Below are 23,137 nucleotides of genomic sequence, written 5' to 3'. Positions count from 1 at the left end.
ACTACAGCTCTCAGTCAACCTTTATCAGTGACACCGAATAATGGTGTTACTGCAGCAGATGATGGTTATGTCTTTAACCCTAATGACATTGTCAGAGATACAGGTGATGCTTATATAGTAAGACATGGGGATCACTATCATTATATTCCTAAGTCATCTCTTAACAATTCCCCATCACACTCTAACACGGAAGAGGTAGGAAGTTCTTCTAGTTCTGTATTAAGTAATCCGTCACCACATGTCCACCATGAGGAAGAACATGGTCATGGTTTTGATGCCAATCGAATTATCAGTGAAGATTCAGAAGGTTTTGTCATGACTCATGGCGACCACAATCATTACTTCTTCAAGAAAGATTTGACACCAGAACAAATCAAGGCGGCGCAAGATCATTTGAAAGGTGTAAGAACAGGAACACCAAGTCCAGCACATGATGACGATGATGATCATGATGAAGAGGCACATGCACATGGTCATCACCATGACGAACATGGTCATGGTTTTGATGCCAATCGAATTATCAGTGAAGATGCGTCAGGTTTTGTCATGTCACATGGCGACCACAATCATTACTTCTTTAAGAAAGATTTGACACCAGAACAAATCAAGGCAGCACAGGATCATTTGAAAGGTGTAAGAACAGGAACACCAAGTCCAGCACATGATGACGATGATGATCATGATGAAGATGCACATGGTCATCACCATGACGAACATGGTCATGGTTTTGATGCCAATCGAGTTATCAGTGAAGATGATCAAGGATTTGTTATGTCCCACGGTGACCACAATCATTATTTCTTTAAGAAAGATTTGACAGCAGAGCAAATCAAGGCAGCGCAAGACCATTTGAGAGGTAAAACGCCAGTAACACCAAGTCCAGCACATGATGATGACGATGATGATCATGATGAAGAAGCACATGGTCATCACCATGAAGCACACGGCCATGATTTTGATGCCAATCGAATTATCAGTGAAGATGCGTCAGGTTTTGTCATGTCACATGGCGACCACAATCATTACTTCTTTAAGAAAGATTTGACACCAGAACAAATCAAGGCAGCACAGGATCATTTGAAAGGTGTAAGAACAGGAACACCAAGTCCAGCACATGATGACGATGATGATCATGATGAAGATGCACATGGTCATCACCATGACGAACATGGTCATGGTTTTGATGCCAATCGAGTTATCAGTGAAGATGATCAAGGATTTGTTATGTCCCACGGTGACCATAATCATTACTTCTATAAGAAGGATTTGAAAGCAGAGCAAATCAAGGCAGCGCAAGACCATTTGAAAACACATCATGATGCAGAGCCTGTTCAACCACTTGCAAAATCTGTTGAATTATTCTCTAAAGATGCAAGTGATGAAGAAAAAATAGCTTATATTTCTAAGACCTACGGGGTTCCACTTGAAGCTATTAGAATTTCAAACGGATTCTTTGTATTTGGTAATCCAGATCAAGCTTACGATCCGACTCATATCCATCCCTATGCTGTTCGTAAGGAACATGTTCGACTTCCACTCCAAACTGGCAATCCAGAACTTGATTTCTTGAATGAACTCTATACTACTGCCTTACGTGATGGTGTATCTCCTTATAGCTTACAAGTAGAAAATGGTAGTTTTGTGATTCCTCATGGCGACCACAATCACTATATCAAGGTTCAAACTAAGGGTTATGAAGTAGCTTTGAAAAACAAGATTCCAGCCCTTCAATCTAACTATCAACCTGGAGCTTTTGATGAAAAAGCAGTCTTGGCAAAAGTAGATCAACTTCTAGCTGAAAGTAGAACGATTTATCAAGATCAACCTATTAAACAAAGACAGATTGAGTTAGCCTTGGGTCAATTTACGGAGAGTATGAAGAAACTTGCAACCAACTCTACTGCGGGTTATCTTGCAAGACTTGACCTCTTTGATAAGCAATATATCCATATTGATGAAAGTGTCAAACCAGTCGAAACAAGTGCATTAGACAAGAAGTATCAGGCAATAATTGATAAAATTAATACACTAGATACGGATAGCTATGGACTTCCGAAAAAAGACCTTCTAGTTCGACTCCAAGAAGCTAAGTTGGCCAAAGATGAAGCTGGTTTAGCAGCGGTTGAATCACAACTTCAAGCTCTTCAAGACTTTAATGATCGTACTGGTGATACAACAGTGGAATATATCAAGTACTTCTACGAGCATGTAACTGATGGTCGTTTAAGTGATGAGCTTCGTAATAAAGTTGCTAATTTGACTTTGACTTTATATCAATCACAATCTTTCCGTAAGGCTGTGGACTTGAATAAACTGTTCCCAAGCATTTACCAAACAAAACAAGAAGTAGAAGAGGCTTTGAAAAATCAGCCAGCTACTGCAAAAGTAAATGAAACAGTTTTAGATAAAGAAACAGTTGATAGTCAATCTGCTAAGCAAGCAATTTATGAATTCCTGAAAGAGATCTATCCTAATCTTAAGAAAGAAGAACATGTCAATCATGTTAGCAAAGAGGAAGTTGAAACTATCTTAACCAAAGCAGAGCAATTCTTAGCTCAAGTTAAAGAAGTAGGAATCAGACAATCCTTGGCAGAAGAAGTAGAAAATCTAAAAGTTGCAGCTAGCAAGGCTGATGCAGATTTGGATGAAATCAATGTCCAGGTTAAAGATCTCTTGAAACGTATTGTAGCTACTCTGCAAAAAGAGAAAGAGACTGCGCAACAAGATCCACAAATAATTAATCTACATAAACAACTCTATGGATATATCAACTCATTACATAAGTATTTAGAAGATAACAATGGTTCAAATGAAGAATTTGAAAAAGTTGATAAACTATTCGATCAGCTTGATGAAGATGTGAAAAATAATGATAAAGAAGCCTTACTTGAATTAGCCAAAACAATAGTAGCCTTGACTCAAGAAATCAAGTCTAAATCAAGAGCAAGTGAAGAAGCAACTCCAGCAACAAATGCTAAATCGAATGCTGATAGCACAAGTGCAGAGAATCAACCAATTGCAAGTACAGCAACCGAAGCACCAGTAGCATCTGAATCTAACAGTGATACTGCAAGCGACGAAAGCAAACCAAGCAACACAAGAGATTCTAAACCTGCTGAATCAACTTCAGAAAATAAAACAACTGAATCTGTAACAAGTACTGGAAATCAAGAAAAACCAGCTCAATAAAAAGAAAGGCGAAGTAGCTGAGCTACCTCGTCTTTTTAGTCTCTATAAGCTACGATACCAATGATGGTATCAACTGCACGTTCCATAGTCTGAAGGCTGACGTATTCAAAACGTCCGTGCATGTTCTCGCCGCCTGCAAAGATATTGGGAGTTGGGATTCCCATAAAGGAAATTTTAGAGCCGTCTGTCCCGCCACGGATTGGTTCAATAATAGGCTTGATCCCTAAGTCCTCCATAACGGCCTTAGCAATGGTAATTGGAGTCATGTCTTTTTCAATGACTTCTTTCATATTGTAGTACTGGTCTGTTAAGTTTAGTGTGACACGGTCGCTACCAAGTTCTTGATTCATCTTATCAGTGATTGCTTGCATAGCTACTTTACGCGATTCAAAGGCATCCTTTTCAAAATCACGAATGATGTAGCTAGCACGCGCTTCCTCAACACTACCTGTTACATCCATAAGATGATAGAAACCTTGGTAGCCATCCGTTAACTCAGGACGGTCAGTTTCAGGGAGTTGAGTATGGAAATCAATTGCTAATTGCAGAGCGTTGACCATTTGCCCTTTTGCAGTACCAGGGTGGACATTACGACCTTGGAAATGCAATTCAGCCCCAGCTGCTGAGAAAGTCTCGTACTGAAGTTCCCCTAGTGGTCCTCCATCAACAGTGTAGGCAAAATCAACATCAAAATCTTCTGCATCAAATTTATTAGCACCAACACCAATTTCCTCATCTGGACCAAAACCAACACGAATTTCACAGTGTTTGATTTCAGGGTGAGCAGTTAGATATTCAATAGCAGTCATAATTTCAGCAATTCCTGACTTGTCATCAGCGCCGAGCAAGGTTGTTCCATCGGTTGTGATGAGCGTTTGTCCTGGATATTTCTCAAGACTCTTAAAGTCAGCTGGATCCAGTTTGAAACCAGAATCGCCTAAATCGATAACACCACCATTGTAGTTTTCAATCACTTGGGGATTGACTCCTTCGGCATTAAAATCAGCAGTATCCATGTGGGAGATGAAGCCAATTTTACGTGTTAACGATGGATCATTGGCTGGCAAGGTTCCAATTGCAAAACCATTTGGAAGGTAGTAGACGTTTTGCAGTCCAACACGTTTCATTTCAGGGATAAGAACATTGGTTGCGAAGTCAACCTGACTCTGCGTACTTGGAGTAGTAGTAGAGTGTTCATCAGAGCGCGTGTTGACCTTAACGTAGGTTAAGAAGCGGTCCAAGAGATTGGTGTAAGTCATAAAAAACTCCTTTTGAATTCATTTTTTCCATTGTATCATAGAAAGAAGAGAAAAACAAAAGACAGAAGAATGAGAATGTCACTATCTTGGCGTTTACTTATTAATCATTTAGTGATAAAATAATGGCATTTACTTATTAATGAATTAATGATAAAATATACTTGATAAGAATATCACAAGGAAGTAGTTATGAAAAAAGCAATTTTAATGATGACCTTCGGTTCGCCAGAAGAGATTACCTTTGAAGGTGTGGCTGATTTTTTCACAAATATTCGTCGTGGAGTGAGACCTCAAGATCACGAGATTCAAACCCTCTATGACAATTATGTGCGAATTGGAGGGACACCTCTGCAAAAAATTACTCGTGAAGAGGTTGCCTTGGTAGAAGCTAGATTGGGAAATGAATACAGTGTCTATTTTGCCAATAAGTTTTCCAGCCCCTTTATTCCAGATGTAATCGGTCAGATGGAAGCAGATGGAATTGAGCAGTGTATTTGCTTGATCTTGGAACCCCATTATTCTTTTTACTCTGTCATGGGATACGAGAAATTTTTAGAAAGCAAACAAATTAAATTTTTAGTTATCAAGGACTGGTATCAAGAAGAGGCGCTCTTAAACTATTGGGCAGATGAAATTGCTAAGATTTTAAAAGAAGAAGTAAAGCAGGATAGCTTTAAAGTCATCTTTTCAGCCCACAGTGTGCCCATTTTTGCCTTGGATTTTGGTGACCCTTATATTGACCAAATTTTCGAAAATAGCAAGCTAGTCGCTGAAAAACTAGGCTTGAGTTCAGAGCAATATACTAATACTTGGCAGAGTGAAAGCGATATCGGTATTCCATGGATTAAGCCAGATGTTTTGGAGTATCTCAGAGAACAGACAGAACATCCAGACCATTATATTTTTGTTCCTATCAGCTTCATTAGCGAGCATATTGAAGTCTTGTTTGACAACGATGTGGAATGTTATGACTTGTGTCAAGAATTGGGTGTCAACTACCATCGTCCACCAATGCCAAATACGGATTCTCGCTTGATTGATGCCTTGGTCAATACAGTTAGAGACAATGAAAATCAAGAGTTTAAGGAATTTCTCCCAGAAGAAGAAACCTTTGATGAGTTAGTTCCTTCAGATGAGACGAAAAATATTTTGGCTGAATCTCAAGATTTACAAATGCCAGAATTTGTGAAAAAACTGATTGAGAAAAAAGGTCGGGAGAATGTCAAGATGCCTTATCTTATCAAGAAAATGCTAGAGAAAGCAGGCAAGTTGCCGAAAGAGTAAAGAAAAAGGATTTAGCTTTGCGCTAGATCCTTTTAAACGATTATTTTTTCTCAAGAAGCGCTTTGATTTCTTGAAGTACTTCCAACTCAGTTGGAGCAGCTGGAGTTTCCTCTTCAACAACTTCTTCTTTTTTAGTAAGGCTTTGAGCTTTTTCCATAGCTTTAATAACAAAGAAGAGAACAGTACCGACAACAAGGAAGTTGATAATAGCACTCAAGAATTTACCATATGTAACACCATTCCATGCAAGCTCAGCGATATTTTGTACTTTCGCAGCTTCCAAGGCTGGGTTCAATAGGAGTGGAGTGATGATATCATTAACAAATGAAGTAACGATAGCACCAAAAGCAGAGGCAATAATCACACCGACAGCAAGGTCAACAACATTACCACGAAGCAAAAATGCTTTAAGATCTTTTAACATTTTCATAATATCCTTTCAAAAATTTGGTCTTAATTATATCTAAAAAAAAAATAGAATGCAAGATATATGCTTGGAGGATTCAAATTATTACTTAAAAATATAGACTTTACTGATAATATAATTGATAATAATTATTAAAATTTGGGCTAGGAAGGTTTCAATTGTATTTATTCTATCTATATTTTGATTTACAAACTGACCGATAATGGAAGGAAATTCTGTTACAAATAGGTAGGTGAGTAGTAAATCTAGCAACAAGGTAGAAAGACGAGCTAAAAAAAATTTAATTAAACGAAGATACCAATTTTTTCTTACTTGCTTGAACACAATTGTATCATTTGTAATAAAAGCAAAAAGTATACCAATCATATTTGCCAAGGCAGTTGCAAGGAGTTCTTGATGGGTTAGTTGGTACAGGAGTAAGCGAGCGAATATAGAAACTAAGGTTGTAGAAACACCAAAGAAAAGATAAGAAAAAATTTCGTTGTCAAATAGGACTTTTATTTGTTTTTTCATAGCTTAAGTATAGCATAAAGATTTATATTGTGCTATACTGTTATGATTGATGAAATTAACCCTTGGTGCTTAGCTTCTTTCACCAAGCATATTATACGCGGTAAACCGCCAAAGGAGAAAACATGAAAAAATTAACTGTTCGTGATGTAACGGATATAGCTATTGTTGCAGCTATTTATATAGTTTTAACCATCACACCACCACTCAATGCTATTAGTTATGGTGCCTATCAGTTTCGTCTTTCTGAAATGATGAACTTTATGGCATTTTATAATCCTAAGTATATCATAGGTGTAACTATTGGTTGTATGATTGCAAACTTCTTTAGTTTTGGGCTTATAGATGTTTTTGTAGGTGGAGGTTCAACTTTAGTATTCCTTAGTCTAGGTGTATGGCTTTTTGCTAAATATAGCAAGGATTACCTATTTAATGGTTTGATTAGAAAAGATCATTTCTTATTTGCAATTCTCTTTTCACTATCAATGTTTACCATTGCTATTGAGTTGAATATTGTAGCTCAATTACCATTTTTCTTTACTTGGTTTACAACGGGAATTGGAGAATTTGCTTCATTAATCGTTGGGGCCATTATCATTGGGAAAATTGGCCGTCGAATTGACCTTACTAAATAGAATATTACAAGAGCCTGGGACAAAAGTCTAACCTTAAATTGAAAAAGCGAACAAAACGAGTTATCTGACACTCAGAATTCTGTTTTGTTCGCTTTTTTGTCTAAGCTATCGATTTTAAAATTTTATAATAAAGAATTCCTAAAATCAAAATCTTTTTGTCCCAGACTCTTTTTACGTTCAAAAACTTTGTATATATTGACAAGTGGGTCCAACTATAGTATACTTTTAGATAAGCTGATTTAGCTCAGTTGGCAGAGCGCATCCATGGTAAGGATGAGGTCGCCGGTTCAATCCCGGCAATTAGCATGATATAGACAGAAAAACCCTTGATTTACAAGGGTTTTTGTTATATCTGCCCCAAATCTTTTAAAGTTATCTTTATTTAACAGAAGATAAAATAAGAAAGCTCAATTTTACTGGCTTTTTTAGTACAATGCAATTAAAGAGAATATATTCATAAACAGACAGTTAGATCCTTCTATGTTATACTAGATATATGTTAGATTTAAAAGAATACGGTATCAAGATGTGGTCTGAGGATAGGATCTTTTCTTTCAGAGAAAAACTGCTCAACTGGTACGATGAGAATAAACGTGATTTACCTTGGAGACGAACTAGGAATCCATATCATATTTGGTTATCTGAGATCATGCTCCAGCAGACTAGAGTAGATACGGTCATTCCATATTATAAAAGATTTTTGGAATGGTTTCCTACTGTAGAAAGTTTGGCTGAAGCATCTGAAGAACGTTTATTGAAGGCTTGGGAAGGTTTGGGTTATTATTCTCGAGTACGCAATATGCAGGCTGCAGCTCAGCAAATTATGACTGACTTTGGTGGTCAATTTCCAAACACCTATGAAGGGATTTCCAGTTTAAAAGGGATTGGACCATACACTGCAGGAGCTATTTCTAGTATTGCTTTTAACTTGCCTGAACCAGCTGTAGATGGTAATGTTATGCGAGTTTTAGCACGTTTATTTGAAGTCGATCACGATATTGGCATTCCGAGTAATCGTAAAATTTTTCAAGCAATGATGGAAATCTTGATTGACCCAGAACGGCCGGGTGACTTTAATCAGGCTTTAATGGACTTGGGTTCTGATATTGAAGCACCAGTAAATCCACGTCCAGAAGAAAGTCCTGTCAAGGAATTTAGTGCAGCTTATCAAAATGGAACTATGGCTCATTACCCTATCAAAGCTCCTAAGAAAAAGCCCATTCCTATTTATCTCAATGCTTTAGTAGTACAAAATAAAGATGGAAAATTTTTACTTGAAAAAAATGAAAATGAGAAACTCTTGAAAGGCTTTTGGCATTTTCCTTTGATAGAAGTTGATGATTTTTCACAAGAAGAGGAAATGAATCTTTTTCATCAAGTTGCTGAAGAAAGTGTGAACTTTGGTCCCAGTCCAGAAGAGAGTTTCCAACAGGATTATGATTTAAAAGTTGATTGGCTAGATTATCAGTTTGACCAAATTAAGCATGTCTTTAGTCATCGTAAATGGCATGTAAAAATAATAGCAGGGCAAGTAAATGACTTCCATGAATTTAAAGATAGAGAAGTACGATGGATTTCTCCAAAAGAGTTTAGTCACTATCCTTTTGCTAAACCTCAACAAAAGATATGGCAGGTTTATGAAAGAACTTATTTAGACAATGGACGGTAATAGCAATTGTGTTTTCTTCTAATTTTTTTGTTATAATAGTAGAGAAAAGGTGAAAAAATGAAAAAAATATTAATTGTAGATGATGAAAAACCAATCTCAGATATTATCAAATTTAATATGACTAAGGAAGGTTACGAAGTTGTAACTGCTTTTAATGGTCGTGAAGCTTTAGAGAAATTTGAATCTGAGCAACCAGATGTTATTATTTTGGATTTGATGCTTCCAGAAATCGATGGATTAGAAGTTGCTAAAACCATTCGTAAGACTAGTAGTGTACCCATTATCATGCTTTCTGCAAAGGACAGTGAATTTGATAAGGTTATTGGCTTAGAGCTTGGTGCAGATGATTATGTAACAAAGCCCTTTTCAAATCGAGAGTTGCAGGCTCGTGTTAAGGCAGTTTTACGGCGTGCAGAACTTCTTACTGTAGATCATCATGATGTAGAAGAAAAGAAATCTCAGTCAATACTAATTGGGGATTTAGAGATTGTACCTGATGCATATGTTGCTAAGAAATACGGTGAAGAACTAGACTTAACACACCGTGAATTTGAGCTCTTATATCACTTAGCATCTCATATTGGTCAAGTTATTACTCGAGAGCACTTACTTGAGACTGTTTGGGGATATGATTATTTTGGAGATGTTCGTACAGTAGATGTAACCATTAGACGTTTACGTGAAAAAATTGAAGACACACCAAGCCGCCCTGAGTATATCTTAACACGTCGTGGGGTCGGCTATTATATGAGAAATAATGATTAAATTATTTAAAGAAATAGTTTTAACTAGAGATTTTATCTTTATCTTGATTTTGTTAGGTTTTATCTTGGTAGTAACCTTGCTATTACTGGAGAATCGTAGAGATAATATCCGATTGAAGCAGATTAATCAAAAGGTAAAGGATTTAATTGCAGGAGATTATTCTCGAGTATTGGATTTACAGGGAAGTTCTGAAATTACAAATATCACCAATAATCTCAATGATATGTCAGAAGTGATTCGACTGACTCAAGAAAATCTTGAACAAGAAACTAAGAGACTAAATAGTATTCTTTCTTACATGACTGACGGAGTCCTTGCAACCAATCGTCGTGGGAAAATAACCATGATAAACGATATGGCTAAGAAACAACTGGGAATACAAAAGGAAGATGCCCTAAACAAAAATATATTAGATTTGCTAAATATTGGTGAAGAATATGAGCTTCGAGATTTAATTACAAAAGTTCCTGAGCTAATGATTGATTCCCAAGATGATAATGGTGAATACTTAATACTTCGTGTTCGTTTTGCTTTGATTCGTCGTGAGTCTGGTTTTATATCAGGTTTGGTTGCCGTTTTACACGACACAACGGAGCAGGAAAAGGAAGAACGAGAGCGTAGACTCTTCGTTTCGAATGTTAGCCATGAGTTGCGAACTCCTTTAACAAGTGTTAAATCCTATCTGGAAGCCTTGGATGAAGGTGCTCTTGCTGAGCCTGTTGCACCTGATTTTATCAAAGTATCTCTAGATGAAACCAACCGTATGATGCGGATGGTAACAGACCTCTTGCATTTATCAAGAATTGATAATACCACTAGTCACTTAGATGTGGAGTTGATTAATTTCACCGCTTTTATAACCTTTATCCTTAACCGCTTTGATACCATCAAATCCCAGGATGACCAACAAAAATATGAACTAGTACGTGATTACCCTATTACATCAGTTTGGATTGAAATTGATACAGATAAGATGACACAGGTTATTGATAATATTCTTAATAATGCCATTAAGTATTCACCAGATGGTGGAAAAATCACTGTTAGTATGAAAACAACAGATGAACAGATGATTTTATCTATTTCGGATCAAGGACTGGGAATTCCTAAGCAGGATTTACCTCGTATATTTGATCGTTTTTATCGCGTGGATCGTGCGCGAAGCCGTGCCCAAGGTGGAACTGGTTTGGGTCTATCTATTGCTAAAGAAATCATTAAACAACATAAAGGCTTTATCTGGGCTAAGAGTGAGTACGGTAAGGGATCAACCTTCACCATTGTACTTCCTTATGATAAGTATGCAGTAAAAGAAGAAGTATGGGAGGATGAAGTAGAAGACTAGAATGAGTGAAATAGGCTTTAAATACAGTATTTTAGCATCAGGGTCCAGTGGAAATTCTTTTTATTTGGAAACACCGAAAAAGAAACTTTTAGTAGATGCAGGCTTGTCTGGGAAAAAAATCACTAGTCTCTTAGCTGAGATTAATCGAAAACCAGAAGACTTGGATGCCATTTTCATTACGCATGAGCATTCGGACCATATCCATGGAGTAGGTGTACTTGCTCGTAAGTACGGTATGGATCTCTATGCTAATGAAAAGACTTGGCAGGCCATGGAAAATAGCAAGTATCTTGGTAAGGTTGATTCTTCACAAAAGCATATCTTTGAAATGGGCAAAACCAAAACCTTTGGAGATATCGATATCGAGAGTTTTGGAGTTAGTCATGATGCTGTCGCACCGCAGTTTTACCGTTTTATGAAGGATGATAAGAGTTTTGTCCTTTTGACTGATACGGGCTATGTTAGTGATCGTATGGCAGGGATTGTGGAGAATGCAGATGCTTATCTTATCGAGTCTAACCATGATGTTGAAATTCTAAGAGCTGGTTCCTACGCTTGGAAATTGAAACAGAGAATCCTTTCAGATCTTGGACATCTATCAAACGAAGATGGGGCAGATGCTATGATTCGTACGTTAGGAAATCGTACTAAAAAGATTTATCTTGGACATTTGTCTAAGGAGAACAATATCAAGGAGTTAGCCCACATGACTATGGTCAATCAGTTGGCTCAAGCAGATTTGGGTGTAGGAGTAGATTTTAATGTCTATGATACATCACCAGATACCGCAACACCATTGACAGACATATAAGAGAGCACCTACGGGTGTTCTTTTTCTATTTGGTTCATTTCAGGACGGAAAATATGGTATAATAGGCCTTATGAAATATAAAACAAGTCTTGTTGCTGTTAACTACTGACTTCTTTTTAGCACGATTAACATGCTAAAATTTATACAAAGAAGCATATTAGAGAGAAATAATGCCAAAAGAAATTGATATTGAATACTACCACCAGCTTGCTCTTCAAAAACAAAAGGAGCATCGTAAAGTGTTAGCTAATTTAAAGAAAAAACCACCTAAGAATTTGGATAAAATAGCCCAGCAAATTCATGAAGAAGTCTTTGCTGAAATTGACTGTACTGCCTGTGCTAACTGTTGTAAGACCTTGGGACCTGACTTCAAAGAGGCGGATATCACACGGATCGCTAAGTATTTTAAGATGAAATTACCTGCTTTTGAAGCGGAATTCCTTCAGGTAGATGAGGATGGGGACAAGGTTTTTAAATCCATGCCTTGTCCATTTCTAGGAGGGGATAATCTCTGCTCCATCTATGATGTTCGTCCAAAGGCTTGTCGGGAATTTCCACACACAGACCGTAAAAAGATTCATCAAATCAATCATCTAACGATTAAGAATACCTTGACCTGTCCATCAGCCTATCTCTTTGTTGAGAAATTAAAGGATAAGTTGTAGAGAGACTCTTATCTTAAGGATTAGAAAAGGAGTTGAGTCATGCCTAGACCAAAAACAAAAGAGGAGCTAGTGCTGGCCTCTAAGGAAAACTATGAAAAGCTCAATCGTTTCATATCCCAACTAAGTGAAGATGAGCTACAGACTCCATTTGATTTTTCAAGAGACCAAAAGAAAAAGGAAGCTCACTGGAATAGAGATAAAAATCTACGGGATGTCCTGATTCATCTTTATGAATGGCAGCAGTTACTTTTGACTTGGGTCCATTCTAATCAAAAGGGTCATGAGAGATCTTTTCTCCCTGAACCTTATAATTGGAAAACTTATGGACAAATGAATGACGCTTTTTGGAAGAAGCACCAGAAAACGGCATTAGAAGAAGCGACTAGACTCCTAGAACAATCACATAAAGAGGTTTTAGAGTTGATAGAAGTTTTTAGCACTGACGAACTCTTTACCAAAGGTGTCTATAAGTGGACAGGAGGGACAAGTCTAGGTTCCTACTTTGTCAGTAGCACGTCAAGCCACTATGACTGGGCTCTGAAAAAACTCAAAGCTCATCAGAAAAATTGTAAGGGATAGATGGATTTCTTGAAATCGAAAGAATAAATTCTTTTATATATAATACTCAATGAAAATCAAAGAGCAAACTAGGAAACTAGCCGCAGGCTGCTCAAAGCACTGCTTTGAGGTTGTAGATGAAACTGACGAAGTCAGTAACATACATACGGCAAGGTGAAGCTGACGTGGTTTGAAGAGATTTTCGAAGAGTATAAGATAAGATTAAAAGGGCTATCAAATGATGTAGCCCTTTTGAGTTATACAAGCAAATTACCATGCAAAAGCTGTCGTTGGAGCATTGAGCGCATCTAACCATTGCTTATTCTTTACAGGGCAAAGAGTTACGGATATACCTGCCATATCCAGACTGGTCATAAATGTTCCTGATTTTATAAAGGTAATAGTGACTCCTTCAATTTCTAAGAGTTGAAGGAGATCATTGATAAATATGCCCATTTCTAGGTTGGTACTAGTACCTAGATTATTTACAAGCAATATGAATTGCTCTCCTTTTTTCCAGTGATAGTGCAATCTTAATTTACTTATAATTTCATTTGCAAGTATTTCTGACGATTGGAATGGGACGATACGATAACCTTCTTCGCCGTGTATCCCAATACCATAGGAAATATTTCCCTCTTCCAAGTTAAATAGTGGAAGAGTGGCTTGGGGGAGACTAGCCGATTTTGTTGCAAAGCCAATGGTTGCGATTTCTGGGGCAAGTTGATGACCTAGGTTGGTTAAATCTTCAATATTGGCTCCATTTTTTGCGGCACACCCCAGGATTTTATGAAGTAAAATGGTCCCTGCAAGTCCTCTCCCTCTAATTTGAAATTTATTGTGGGGTTCGATTGAAATATCATCGTGTGATAAACTATAGCCGACTTTAATTCCTTCTTGTCTAGCAGTGTTAATGGCCGAGCTAAACTCTTTGATGTCTGCTTCGAAATTTTTTACAATGATGAAGACACCTTGTCCATTATTTAAAAAACGAATGGACTCTAAGATTTCATTTCTTGTAGGTGGAGTAAATAATTGGCCGTAGATAGCAGCGGTAAGCATTCCTTCTCCCACATATCCGATATGAGCAGGTTCATGACCTGAACCTCCACCCGATAATATTGGAACCTGATGAGGGTTGCGATTCTTTTCATAAACTAATGGTAAAGTAGGGTGTTTTTCTAATTCAGGATGACTGTTAACAGTAGCTGAAATGTAACTTGAAATAATTTTCTCTTTATAATTTGAAATAAATGTCATTGTGGTCTCTTTCCAATAATCGTCATGATGAGATAGTCTGGTTGTGGAACTGGACTTTTTTTATTGACGTAAGCCTTCACGATTTCTGCTAGAGCATGTGAATGATAGTCTAACAAAAAACAAGTATAAGCAGATGAATCGATATCAATCTGACCGTATTCTCTTAAAATTTTTGATACAAGCAAGCGACAGTAACTTATAAAGTGGTCATAGAAGTTATTTTGCCCTTGAATATCAAAAAGTTGAATATAAAAATCACGCTCTTGTTCGAAATAAAGAAATAGTTCTTGTAATAATTTTTGGCCTGAAATGAAGTCCAAGTTATTGGTAATATACTCGGTTAAGTCAGTTTCAAATATCCAGTCTAGCAGTTCATATTTGTCAAGAAAGTGATTATAAAAGGTCTGTCTACGAATGCCAGCTGATTCCATGATATCTACAATAGAGATTTTATCAAATTCTCTAGTAGCTAATAGGTCTCTAAATGCCTTGGCAATCCGTTTTTTTGTAATAAGTGATGATGCCATAGGAAACCTTTCTTTTACTTACTTCATTTTACCAAAAAATTTTTTTAAACGGGTTTAAAAGGGGACAAATAATAGAATCTGTCCCTTATCAACCAGCAGCAAAAAATATATAATGAAAGCGAAAACAAAGGTAAATACTGAAAGGAGTTTCTCATGAAAAAAATTATAAATGAACCGACACAAGTTGTTGATGAAATGTTGCAGGGCTTGTCATTCATGCATGATGACTTGGTAGAACGGTTAGATGGTTTTGATGTCATCGTTAGAAAGGTAGAAAAGACAGGGAAAGTTGGGCTTATTTCAGGTGGAGGCTCAGGACATGAACCAAGTCATGCTGGATTTGTAGGAGATGGAATGTTGTCTGCTGCCATTTGTGGAGCAGTCTTCACTTCACCTACTCCGGATCAAATTTTAGAAGCCATTAAGGCAGCTGATGAAGGTGCTGGAGTTTTCATGGTTATCAAGAACTATTCTGGAGACATCATGAACTTTGAAATTGCACAAGAACTTGCTGAAATGGAAGGTATTGATGTAGCAAGTGTTGTGGTTGATGATGATATCGCTGTTGAAAATAGTCTCTATACCCAAGGCCGTCGAGGTGTTGCAGGTACTATTTTAGTCCATAAAATTTTGGGTGCTGCAGCTCGTTCTGGTAAATCATTAGCTGAAATCAAGGACTTGGCCGATAAACTTGTCTTAGAAATTAAAACAATTGGGCTGGCCTTGTCTGGAGCAACTGTTCCTGAAGTTGGGAAACCAGGTTTTGTTCTAGAAGATGATGAATTTGAATATGGAGTTGGTATTCACGGTGAGCCAGGGTATAAAAAAGAGAAAATGCAGCCTTCCTCACAATTGGCCTCAGAGTTGGTTGAAAAATTATCTGAAGGTTTCCAACTTAAAGCTGGTGAACGCTATGGGCTTCTCATTAATGGTTTAGGAAGCACTCCTCTTATGGAGCAATATGTATTTGCAAATGATGTGGCAAAATTACTCCATGAAAAAGGTGTTGAGTTGGTATTTAAGAAAATTGGAAACTATATGACTTCAATCGATATGGCTGGTTTGTCATTGACATTGATTCGATTGGCAGATGATGAGTGGTTGGATGCTTTAAATGCACCTGTTACAACACCAGCTTGGTAAAAGTCAAGGAGGAAATGTCGCATGAATGCTGAACAAGCACTTGAATGGATGAAGCTTTTTAATGAAAAAATTCAAGAACAGAAAGATTACCTTAGTGAGTTAGACACTCCTATAGGAGATGGAGACCACGGTGGAAATATGGCGCGTGGAATGGTTGCAGTTATGGAAAACTTAGAAGGAAAGCAATTTGAAACCAGCAGTGATGTTTTTAAACTTGTCTCAATGCAACTATTGAGTAAGGTAGGCGGTGCTTCTGGTCCTCTGTATGGCTCTGCTTTTATGGGCATGGCCAAGGCTGATTCTCATTCTAAATTAGAAGAAATTTTACAAAGTGGTCTGGATATGATTGTCAAACGTGGGAAAGCAGAAGTTGGAGAAAAGACAATGGTTGACGTTTGGACTCCTGTTATTGCTGCCTTGTCTGCTGGCCAATTGACTAAAGAGCTTATTGATCAGGTAGTGAATGCTACCAAAGATTTACTTGCAACTAAAGGAAGAGCATCTTATGTAGGAGAACGTTCTCTTGGACATATTGATCCTGGATCATTCTCATCAGGATTACTCTTTACTGCTCTTTTAGAAACTGGGGTGGTTTAATGGGAAGTATTGGTCTTGTTATCGTTTCACATTCCAAAAACATTGCAGAAGGTGTTGTTGAACTGATTAGTGAAGTAGCTAAAGATGTTCCGATTACTTATGTAGGAGGAACCGAAGATGGAGGAATTGGAACGAGTTTTGATCAAGTAGACAGGGTTGTTTCCGAAAATCCAGCAGATACTTTATTAGCTTTTTTTGACCTCGGTTCTGCTAAAATGAACTTAGAAATGGTGGCTGATTTCAGTGATAAAAGTATCATCATCAACAGGGTTCCAATTGTAGAAGGCGCCTATACTGCAGCAGCTCTTCTTCAGGCTGGGGCAGAACTGTCAGTTATTCAAACACAGTTGACGGAGCTTGAAATCAATAAATAAGGAATCTTCCTCTCATTCCGTCTATAGGTGAGTTATTGATTATCTCTACTATCAAATTTTAAGTAGATTATTACAAAATCAGAAAAGGATTGCTTGGGCAGTTCCTTTTTGTTTAAAAGGAGTAGAATCATAGTGTTTCTAAATTGTGAATCATTCAAAACTGATTGTGATGGAACTATTCTAGCTTTAGAATTGCTCAAAAATTAACATTTAAGGCTATCAATAGCTTAGAATAGCGCGAAAACATTTAGTTTATAGGAATTCTAGGTCTAGAATTACATATATATTTATGAAGATAGGGTGTTCGATAGATAGGATAGTTCTATTCTGAAAGATTTGGGCTGTCAATCTTCTAGAATAGTAGTCTGACAATGAATTTTGTTGAAAGATTCCTTGTTTTATGGTAGTCTAAAGTAAAAGAAAGCCCTACCATTATATTTGTATCTTTAATCTGACTTGGTTTGTGTCTAGAAGAGGGATAGATATTTTGGGTCTCCAAATAACAATTATATTTTCACTTGCAAAAAATGTATTTCAACTTTACCTAATGTAGAAGAAGGAAATATAATAAAACGCTTATAACTTGTTGGAAAGAGAATGGAACTAAAAATAGATTCCCTTTACATATTAGGAGTAGGTAGATGAGTAATCTAGAGTCAATTCGTAAAGTGCATATCATCGTGTGGGGTGCCTATCTATTTTTATCATTAAGGGCGCCGCTAATTAGCAGCACTGAGTATTTCTTGCTTATTTTTTTAGCGTTTCTCTATTCAATAGTATCGCTACCTATATACTCTGTGAAGAATAAAATAGTATCCATTTGTTTGGCTATAAACTCAATTCTGTTAATGAGTTTTCCAATTTTAATCAATAAATTTTTCCCAGGAAACCTTTCTACTTATATCGTATTAATCAGTATTTTTATACTGGAGTTCTTAATATTTAATAAAATTGGTAGAGATTTTGATACTAGATTAGCTAGCGAGTATAGGAAAATCAGTCAGTTTAAAAGTAAGATGTCTCATTCTCCTTGGATAAAATATTTAGAGATTTCTAGTTTTATATTAACTATATTTCCATTTATTCTTCATGGTACAGTTGCTAATCATGTACTGACTCTTATCTTTTTGATAAAAATTTGTGTAGATACTACGATAAAGGTTCTATTAAACAGAATTTTTAAGACAAGTAAGGTAATGAAAAGGAGGCTATTTTCTCTTTTTGTACTAGATTTGATGGTCTATTTATTTTTTGTCTATGTTTTAGTGATACAAAAAGACGAATATCTGTTTTCAATTCTACTAATTTTTTCTAATTTCTCACTTCCCTTTATCAGAGAAAAAGAGTATGAGTTATTTAAAAATAAGAAGTGAGATAAATATGGTTGCATCTTAGTTCTCTTTAAAATCAAATAGAGAAAGGATATCTTATCTAGGTAACAAAGTGCTTTAAACGCAGTCGACGATTACTTATTAGAGAACTATCTTAACCATGCCACGTTAAAGAGGAGAAATCTTATGAAACTCGTATCACCAAACAATTATGCTGCTATTGAGTAAGAAGAGATGAGGTGTCTTGATGGGGAATTATCTCTACATAAAGACGGGGAATATTACAGTAAACGTAGCCACTGCTTATTTTATGGGAATTAAATATGTTTAAACTAAGCGATAAAGTCAGAGTGGTCTTTGCTCTTTTAGGAGCAAGTTCCATATTGGTTAGTATGTATCTTATACCTTTTATTAAAACTGAGAATCAATTTTGGGAAATACTTTTATTTATATTAGGTGTATTGCTAATTGGAATTGCGTTACTAAATCCCCCAAAAAATTAAATTTTGGAAATAGTATTAGTGAGTAGGTAATCATTTCTTGATTGGATTTTTTAATGCTATTGATGAATGGGATGGAAAAAGTGACAATAAATTAAGAACAGGATGATAGTATTATAATGGTTGTTTTAATTTTGATGGTTGTGGTGTTTCTGTATTATGTAATTACAGAGTATTTTCAGAATAGTTATTTTGACTGTATACTATTTCTAACATTGCTGATTTCTCATTTGATATGGGATTACTATTTTTTACCCATTGAAGTCTTAGTAGCATTAAGTGGAGTAAATTTGTTGTCAAGATTTTTCAAAAAAAAAGAGAAGCCAATAGATTTGCTAGTGGATTATTAAGATGAAAGGTGGAATTGGGATATTTAAAATGAAACATTTTTTTGCAGGAATTGGTGAGATAAGATTTATTAGTTATCTATTGTCTCTATGTGTAGGACTAGCCCCTCTTTTTCATATCTATGTAATAGGCTCTGAAATGAGTTTTGTGAAAATAGTATTATCTATTTTGGGAGTCATATTTGCATGTATTTTAACTATTGCTCGAATTTATAGGAGATTTTTCTATAATTCACTAGAATAGTATGGGTTAGTTAATCCATTAGAACTATTATTCTTTGTGGTACTATACTACTTTTAAGTTTTTACATTGAACAACTGGCTGAAGTGAAAGTTGTTTATCTTAGAAAGGAAAACACCAAATTGTCCTACAAATTTCTACTTTTCGACCTTGACCACACTCTTCTTGATTTTGATGTTGCTGAGGATGTGGCTTTAACGCAACTCCTAAAAGAAGAAGGGGTTGCAGATATTCAGGTTTATAAAGATTATTACGTTCCCATGAACAAGGCTCTCTGGAAGGACTTGGAACAAAAGAAAATCAGTAAACAAGAGCTGGTTAACACGCGCTTTTCTCGTTTATTTGCTTATTTTGGACAGGAAAAAGACGGTAGTTTTCTAGCCCAGCGTTACCAATTTTACCTTGCCCAGCAGGGACAAACTTTTTCAGGCGCTCATGAACTCTTGGATAGCCTTATCGAGCGAGATTATGAGCTGTATGCTGCGACAAATGGAATAACTGCCATTCAGACAGGGCGTTTGACTCAATCTGGTCTAGCGCCTTATTTCAATCAAGTCTTTATCTCTGAACAGTTGCAAACACAAAAACCTGATGCTCTATTTTATGAAAAAATCGGTCAGCAGATTGCTGGCTTTAGCAAAGAAAAGACGCTGATGATTGGAGATTCTCTAACTGCCGACATTCAAGGTGGAAATAATGCTGGGATTGACACCATCTGGTACAACCCTCATAACCTCGAAAATCACACACAAGCCCAGCCAACCTACGAAGTCCATTCCTATCAAGACTTGTTGGATTGCTTGGAACTACTTTAAACATGTCAAAATAAAGTGTAGAGTGGTATTGAAATTATGGAAATTTAGATTACAAGGCTTTTTTTGAAAACGCTTTATATATATTTGACAGATTTTATTTATTCAGTTATAATTGTATATATATAAAAATATAAACAGAAAGAAGGAGATTGTCATGTGCAGTTGAGTTATTTATGAATATTAATTCCAATAGTTGTGGTTTATTTAGGAGAAAGAATATGAGTAAATTAACTAAAAAATTAAGTATTGGTGTCATTTTTTTGTCATTATGTGGTTTTAACGAATATGTATATGCTATGGAGGAATCTATAGATAAAAATGAAATGAGAGTTTGGGAAAAATCTGTTTTAGAAGATATAAATTCTGAAACTCCCATAGGTGACTGGAAAACAATGGATAGAGCTGCACATGGAGGATGGACCTGGAGAGATGGTGTTATTTGCATAAGTGATTCATATGCGATAACTCCTCTTTTTAATAATGGGCATGCTGGAATTGTAGCAGCTGACCCTTACTATTATGCAACGATTGAATCTAATCCAGGCACAGGGGTTCAAGTTGTATATGGGAATTGGACAAATCGTTTTAGCGGTAGTACTGTTTATCAAATAGGTGTTAAAAAAACAAGTATTCAAGATGATCAAAATGTTGCATATTGGGCTGCTAGACAAATCGGAAAACCTTACAACCATGAATTTTTCAATATTAATACTAGAAATAAATTTTATTGTTCTCAGTTAGTTTGGGCAGGATATAAAGATGTAACAGGAGTAGATATTGGTACTTGGGATTGGGGTTATGCTATCCATCCGTTTGAGCTACTTAAATCGAGTGAAACAGTATTGATATATAGGAATAAATGAGTATGAAATTGAAAAAAAGAATGATAGCTTTGGGCCTTTTGTTGATTGCAATAAGTGCTTGTTTCTACCTTATTTGTTTAAGTGCCTGTCAGTTAAATAAGGAAAATTCAGTAGATAATTTTAAAATGGCTATCTGGACTAGCGATAAAATAGCTGTATTTAATGATTATGATTTAAATGAGTTCAAGGTAAATATAGCTAGAAAAGAAAAATACATCTATTGGGCAGAAAGTTTTTCAGAAGCAGGGTCTTATTCAACTGCAAAAACAAAAGATACACTAAATCTGAAAAGATATGTATCTAGAATTAATAAGGAAAATTTAAGTGAAAAATTTAAAGTAGCAGAAGGGAATGATGCATATGCATCCATAACTGATGGAGATTATTTATATGCAACTGCTGTCTTTACAGATAGAATTGAATTTTATAAATATGATAATAATTTAGATGTTGTCACTAATGTTACCGTGAAAAATGATGATCAACTAAATGCCAGTCAACAGTTTGTTATTGTAGATAATTATTTATACTTACTTGTAAGCACACTGGATTTATCAACTCATGTTCCTAATACAGAAATTTGGAAAATGGATAAAGAATTCAACATCGTCGAAAAATATAATCTAGACGAACCATCTGCATATATGAGAATGGTTAATGTAGATGATGTCTTGTATATTGTGGAAGCACTTAGTGGGCGTAATTCTAATGGGGAATATCAGTCAGGAAATAAATTATTGGTTTTTGATTTAAAAAGTCAAAACAAGAATTATATCGATATTCCTGATAAGTATCCAACTAATATTCACTATGATTTAAAAAATAATCAATTGATTATAGAGAATGATGGTTTGAATAATGGCGAATTCTCCTTTACTACTGTCAATTTAGATAATTTAGAAAAAGATATTATTCATCTGGAAGGTTTTAGTACAGAAAATTACACTTCACCTTATTTTACATTTAAAGATAACTTCTATTATTTTTTATTCAATGATTCTCTTGTTAAATATAATATTGTTAATAAAAATCAAACGGTAATTAATCTAGAAAATTATAAGATAAAAGATGCACATTATTTAATTGTTAGATAGTTTATTGATGTTGAAAAGCATAATGATAGTATTTTAAAATTTATTGGCTATCTTTCTGATTCGTCGATTTGCTGTAGCGTGGCTTCTATAAGAGTTGATTATTATAAACAAAAAACAAGTGATGAGTTTAAGTCAAGCGTCAATAAGGTAATGAATAAACGCCTTCTATTATAAATTTTTTACAAAATTTCTCGAATGTTTGTAGATACTGTAAAAAGTGGTTTAGATAGCCACTTTTTGCTATAATAGAGGCAGTAAAAACGAAGGAGTTGGCTATGGAACACTCGTCTTGGCATGCTTTGATTAAGGCGCAATTACCTGAGGGTTATTTTGGGAAAATCAATCAGTTTATGAATCAGGTCTATTCTCAGGGGACTATTTATCCGCCAAAGGAAAAGGTTTTTCAGGCTCTCTTGACAACACCGCTTGAAGAAGTTAAGGTGGTGATTCTAGGGCAAGATCCCTATCACGGGCCAGGTCAAGCTCAGGGCTTGAGTTTTTCTGTTCCTGACTCTATCCCAGCTCCGCCGTCCTTGCAAAATATCTTGAAGGAATTGTCAGATGATCTTGGTGTTAAGAAATCCCATGATTTGACAGCTTGGGCTAAGCAAGGAGTCTTGCTTCTCAATGCTTGTTTGACGGTTCCTGTTGGACAGGCCAATGGTCATGCTGGTCAGATATGGGAGCCTTTTACGGATGCTGTGATTCAGGTGGTCAATCATCTAGATAGGCCAGTGGTCTTTGTACTCTGGGGATCCTATGCACGCAAGAAGAAGACCTTGGTTACCAATCCTCATCACTTGATTATCGAATCAGCCCATCCCAGTCCTTTGTCAGTCTATAGAGGATTTTGGGGTTCCAAGCCTTTTTCCAAGGCCAATGCATTCTTAAAAGAGACCGGACAAGAGCCAATCGATTGGCTTAGATAAGG

Annotated in this window: 25 protein-coding genes, 1 tRNA gene and 1 riboswitch; of the genes, 21 read left to right on the top strand and 5 right to left on the bottom strand. The window is 36.1% G+C overall.

What is annotated here, in order from left to right:
- Positions 1-3,189: pneumococcal-type histidine triad protein (locus QZ114_RS09260; protein WP_295502508.1), on the top strand; the 3,189-nt coding region annotated here is incomplete at its 5' end.
- Positions 3,190-3,224: 35 nt separating this feature from the next.
- Here QZ114_RS09260 and pepT read toward each other — a convergent pair.
- Positions 3,225-4,448, bottom strand: coding sequence for a peptidase T (pepT, locus tag QZ114_RS09255; protein ID WP_295502506.1), 1,224 nt, complete (start codon positions 4,446-4,448; stop codon positions 3,225-3,227).
- A 189-nt stretch (positions 4,449-4,637) separates the two neighbouring features.
- On the opposite strand from pepT, the gene hemH reads away from it, so the two are divergent.
- Positions 4,638-5,732 carry a ferrochelatase gene (gene hemH / locus QZ114_RS09250; protein ID WP_295502504.1) on the top strand — a complete coding sequence of 365 codons (1,095 nt, stop codon included), beginning with the start codon at positions 4,638-4,640 and terminating at the stop codon, positions 5,730-5,732.
- 40 nt (positions 5,733-5,772) lie between these two features.
- On the opposite strand, the gene mscL is transcribed toward hemH, so the two are convergent.
- Complete coding sequence (gene mscL / locus QZ114_RS09245) at positions 5,773-6,156, bottom strand: large conductance mechanosensitive channel protein MscL (protein ID WP_295502502.1); 384 nt, start codon at positions 6,154-6,156, stop codon at positions 5,773-5,775.
- 87 nt (positions 6,157-6,243) lie between these two features.
- Positions 6,244-6,672: a GtrA family protein gene (locus QZ114_RS09240; RefSeq protein WP_295502500.1), complete on the bottom strand. Its 429-nt coding sequence runs from the start codon at positions 6,670-6,672 to the stop codon at positions 6,244-6,246.
- Positions 6,673-6,700: 28 nt separating this feature from the next.
- Positions 6,701-6,797: riboswitch (PreQ1 riboswitch) on the top strand.
- On the opposite strand from QZ114_RS09240, the gene QZ114_RS09235 reads away from it, so the two are divergent.
- The 8 genes from QZ114_RS09235 (at position 6,795) to QZ114_RS09200 (ending at position 13,135) form a co-directional block, all read left to right on the top strand.
- Entirely contained in the window at positions 6,795-7,304 is a 510-nt protein-coding gene (locus tag QZ114_RS09235; RefSeq protein WP_295502498.1) for a QueT transporter family protein, read from the top strand. (Overlaps the previous riboswitch by 3 nt.)
- Before the next feature lie 233 nt (positions 7,305-7,537).
- Positions 7,538-7,610: transfer RNA gene (locus QZ114_RS09230), tRNA-Thr, on the top strand.
- A 190-nt stretch (positions 7,611-7,800) separates the two neighbouring features.
- Complete coding sequence (mutY, locus tag QZ114_RS09225; RefSeq protein WP_295502496.1) at positions 7,801-8,973, top strand: A/G-specific adenine glycosylase; 1,173 nt, start codon at positions 7,801-7,803, stop codon at positions 8,971-8,973.
- A gap of 57 nt (positions 8,974-9,030) precedes the next feature.
- Positions 9,031-9,738 (top strand): response regulator YycF, encoded by a 708-nt coding sequence (gene yycF, locus QZ114_RS09220; RefSeq protein ID WP_295502494.1) that lies wholly within the window; start codon positions 9,031-9,033, stop codon positions 9,736-9,738.
- Positions 9,731-11,080 carry a cell wall metabolism sensor histidine kinase VicK gene (vicK, locus tag QZ114_RS09215; RefSeq protein ID WP_295502492.1) on the top strand — a complete coding sequence of 450 codons (1,350 nt, stop codon included), beginning with the start codon at positions 9,731-9,733 and terminating at the stop codon, positions 11,078-11,080. Before yycF ends, vicK begins: the two co-directional genes overlap by 8 nt.
- 1 nt (position 11,081) lies before the next feature.
- Positions 11,082-11,891, top strand: coding sequence for an MBL fold metallo-hydrolase (locus tag QZ114_RS09210; RefSeq protein ID WP_295502491.1), 810 nt, complete (start codon positions 11,082-11,084; stop codon positions 11,889-11,891).
- Positions 11,892-12,061: 170 nt separating this feature from the next.
- A complete protein-coding gene (locus tag QZ114_RS09205; RefSeq protein WP_295502489.1) occupies positions 12,062-12,556 on the top strand; it encodes a YkgJ family cysteine cluster protein in 495 nt (164 codons plus the stop codon).
- 39 nt (positions 12,557-12,595) lie between these two features.
- Positions 12,596-13,135, top strand: a complete 540-nt coding sequence (locus QZ114_RS09200) for a ClbS/DfsB family four-helix bundle protein (RefSeq protein WP_295502487.1) — start codon at positions 12,596-12,598, stop codon at positions 13,133-13,135.
- 249 nt (positions 13,136-13,384) lie between these two features.
- On the opposite strand, the gene dhaQ is transcribed toward QZ114_RS09200, so the two are convergent.
- Positions 13,385-14,374, bottom strand: a complete 990-nt coding sequence (dhaQ, locus tag QZ114_RS09195; RefSeq protein ID WP_295502485.1) for a DhaKLM operon coactivator DhaQ — start codon at positions 14,372-14,374, stop codon at positions 13,385-13,387.
- A complete protein-coding gene (dhaS, locus tag QZ114_RS09190; protein WP_295502483.1) occupies positions 14,371-14,901 on the bottom strand; it encodes a dihydroxyacetone kinase transcriptional activator DhaS in 531 nt (176 codons plus the stop codon). The genes dhaQ and dhaS overlap by 4 nt, the downstream gene beginning before the upstream one ends.
- Positions 14,902-15,054: 153 nt before the next feature.
- Between dhaS and dhaK the strand changes: the two genes are divergently transcribed.
- From dhaK to QZ114_RS09140, 11 genes are all read left to right on the top strand, one after another.
- A complete protein-coding gene (gene dhaK / locus QZ114_RS09185) occupies positions 15,055-16,044 on the top strand; it encodes a dihydroxyacetone kinase subunit DhaK (RefSeq protein ID WP_295502481.1) in 990 nt (329 codons plus the stop codon).
- Between the two features lie 21 nt (positions 16,045-16,065).
- Entirely contained in the window at positions 16,066-16,641 is a 576-nt protein-coding gene (gene dhaL, locus QZ114_RS09180) for a dihydroxyacetone kinase subunit DhaL (protein ID WP_295502479.1), read from the top strand.
- A complete protein-coding gene (gene dhaM, locus QZ114_RS09175) occupies positions 16,641-17,015 on the top strand; it encodes a dihydroxyacetone kinase phosphoryl donor subunit DhaM (protein ID WP_295502477.1) in 375 nt (124 codons plus the stop codon). Before dhaL ends, dhaM begins: the two co-directional genes overlap by 1 nt.
- A 641-nt stretch (positions 17,016-17,656) precedes the next feature.
- Positions 17,657-18,388: a hypothetical protein gene (locus QZ114_RS09170; RefSeq protein WP_295502475.1), complete on the top strand. Its 732-nt coding sequence runs from the start codon at positions 17,657-17,659 to the stop codon at positions 18,386-18,388.
- A gap of 281 nt (positions 18,389-18,669) precedes the next feature.
- Positions 18,670-18,849, top strand: coding sequence for a hypothetical protein (locus QZ114_RS09870; protein WP_366926348.1), 180 nt, complete (start codon positions 18,670-18,672; stop codon positions 18,847-18,849).
- A gap of 113 nt (positions 18,850-18,962) precedes the next feature.
- Positions 18,963-19,196, top strand: coding sequence for a hypothetical protein (locus QZ114_RS09165; RefSeq protein ID WP_295502514.1), 234 nt, complete (start codon positions 18,963-18,965; stop codon positions 19,194-19,196).
- A gap of 28 nt (positions 19,197-19,224) precedes the next feature.
- On the top strand, positions 19,225-19,437 hold the full coding sequence (locus tag QZ114_RS09160) for a hypothetical protein (RefSeq protein WP_295502512.1): 213 nt from the start codon (positions 19,225-19,227) through the stop codon (positions 19,435-19,437).
- 119 nt (positions 19,438-19,556) lie between these two features.
- Positions 19,557-20,249 carry a YjjG family noncanonical pyrimidine nucleotidase gene (locus QZ114_RS09155; protein WP_295502474.1) on the top strand — a complete coding sequence of 231 codons (693 nt, stop codon included), beginning with the start codon at positions 19,557-19,559 and terminating at the stop codon, positions 20,247-20,249.
- 218 nt (positions 20,250-20,467) lie between these two features.
- Positions 20,468-21,112 carry a YiiX/YebB-like N1pC/P60 family cysteine hydrolase gene (locus QZ114_RS09150; protein WP_042751211.1) on the top strand — a complete coding sequence of 215 codons (645 nt, stop codon included), beginning with the start codon at positions 20,468-20,470 and terminating at the stop codon, positions 21,110-21,112.
- Positions 21,113-21,114: 2 nt separating this feature from the next.
- Positions 21,115-22,206 carry a hypothetical protein gene (locus QZ114_RS09145; protein ID WP_295502471.1) on the top strand — a complete coding sequence of 364 codons (1,092 nt, stop codon included), beginning with the start codon at positions 21,115-21,117 and terminating at the stop codon, positions 22,204-22,206.
- A gap of 275 nt (positions 22,207-22,481) precedes the next feature.
- Positions 22,482-23,135 carry a uracil-DNA glycosylase gene (locus QZ114_RS09140; RefSeq protein ID WP_295502469.1) on the top strand — a complete coding sequence of 218 codons (654 nt, stop codon included), beginning with the start codon at positions 22,482-22,484 and terminating at the stop codon, positions 23,133-23,135.
- Positions 23,136-23,137: the final 2 nt, after the last annotated feature.

The sequence above is a fragment of the uncultured Streptococcus sp. genome (assembly GCF_901875575.1).
In the GTDB taxonomy this organism is placed as follows: Bacteria; Bacillota; Bacilli; order Lactobacillales; family Streptococcaceae; genus Streptococcus.
This window is presented reverse-complemented; position numbering and strand designations above follow the sequence as displayed.